The sequence below is a fragment of the Okeania sp. SIO2B9 genome (assembly GCF_010672505.1).
GTDB lineage: Bacteria > Cyanobacteriota > Cyanobacteriia > Cyanobacteriales > Microcoleaceae > Okeania > Okeania hirsuta.
This window is the reverse complement of record NZ_JAAHGK010001519.1, coordinates 1-1,611: the sequence shown is the minus strand read 5'-3', so window position 1 is coordinate 1,611 and position 1,611 is coordinate 1. Positions and strand designations below refer to the sequence as shown.

The window sequence follows — 1,611 nt, the reverse complement described above, 5'->3', positions numbered from 1 at the left end:
TCAAGTTTTGCTTGTTCTTTTTCTACTTCTTTTTCTGCACGATTACATTCTTCTTTTAGAGCTTTAGCTAAAGTTTCTATAATATTTTGTTGTTCCTTAAAATTAGTTTTAGCTTGGTTTAAAGATTCAATTGTAATCCGTACAGGTATATCGTAATGAGTTAGAGAACCCCGACATTAAATAAAATTATTGACGACTTATAAAAAAGTATTAAAGTAACTACTATTTTTCTTATTTTCATTATTTTTTTCAATACCTTTACAATAATCTTTAGCATCAATAAAACAAACAGGAAACTCATTAATATTGTGAGGATAAAGTGCTTTATTTAGGCTTTGACTATAGTTATCTTTTTGTTCAGAATATGTTCCCACCCCTTTCGACATTTTGTTCACAACCAAAATAATTTTCCACTGATAAAGTTTTTCAATAGATATTGTTACTGTTACCAAACTGCTACCAAAATTATACTATATCTAGTAGGAATATCTGAAAATTAATCTCAAGCGCTCAAATTTACTAGGCAAAAACTTAGTTCCCAGAAATATCTAGTGTAAAAATCTTCATTTTGCCTAAGTCCTTTTAAAATTAGATTAATTAAAATTATATAGTTGCTCTATTAGAGTTTCCTTAATTTTTATATTAGCTGTGAGTAAATAGAATTATGAATTCTAGAAGTTTTCATTTAGGTAGACCAAAGAAACTCTTGCTTAAAGGTAGAAGGTAGGAATTAAAAAGCAGAAGTTATGTATTTCATTAAAGTGAAAAGCGCTATAAGTTAAAGAAAATTTTAACCCTTAATATTCTGTCTCTCAAGAAGGATTTAAATTACTAAATACCTGACTCAGATTTTAGTCTAATTTTTTGTTTGACAATCACTCTCTTCCTAACTTTGACAAAATTTGGCATAATTTTTCAGTAAACTGATCAAAAATTAAGACAGGTGAATATATCCCCTGTCTTAACAATTTTTGGTTCCCAACGTTGACGTTTTTCATGTCACGGAACTAAACAGAATCTACGCGACTTGAGTCCGTGGAGTGTCAGTTATTATCCATTCTAAAGCCTGGTCTTTTTCTGACCAGGAAAAACATTTTGCCTCTATATGAGTCATATTGCTAAAAATTTTATTACTAGCAATAGTCAATTTATTTACCCAAGCTGCGTCACATACAACTGCTTTTTTATCAAAATATTTCAGATGTCCTAGACCAAATTTTAAATCTTCCCATAAAGCTTCCACAGATATTCCTTGAAAACTTTTAACTTCAACATAAACTCGTAATTTAGGTTGAGATTTTAATCTTTCCCCCACTAAATTTTTTATTTTTTCAATGTCACTTATTTCAATTTTGCCATCAATACTAAGACCAATGATGTTCTGATTTGCTAGATGTATAATTTCCATCATAGTATTTTTCTCCTTCTGAGATACTTCTAATTTTAATCTGATATTTTTTGGTAGAGCTTCCCCAGATTTTTTATCCCTTGGTACAGTAATTATGATTTCTCTATTTCCTTGATTTTTCCCTATTAATTGAAGGGTATAAACCCATATATTGTTCCTGCATAAATTGACATACTCAGATTACTTAGCAATATACTAAGTAA

Annotated in this window: 2 protein-coding genes; both read right to left on the bottom strand. The window is 29.1% G+C overall.

The window, feature by feature from the left end; all coding sequences use genetic code 11:
• Positions 1-197: 197 nt before the first annotated feature.
• Positions 198-452 carry a hypothetical protein gene (locus tag F6K13_RS32225; protein WP_124144200.1) on the bottom strand — a complete coding sequence of 85 codons (255 nt, stop codon included), beginning with the start codon at positions 450-452 and terminating at the stop codon, positions 198-200.
• 566 nt (positions 453-1,018) lie between these two features.
• Positions 1,019-1,411, bottom strand: coding sequence for an STAS/SEC14 domain-containing protein (locus F6K13_RS32220; RefSeq protein WP_124144201.1), 393 nt, complete (start codon positions 1,409-1,411; stop codon positions 1,019-1,021).
• Positions 1,412-1,611: the final 200 nt, after the last annotated feature.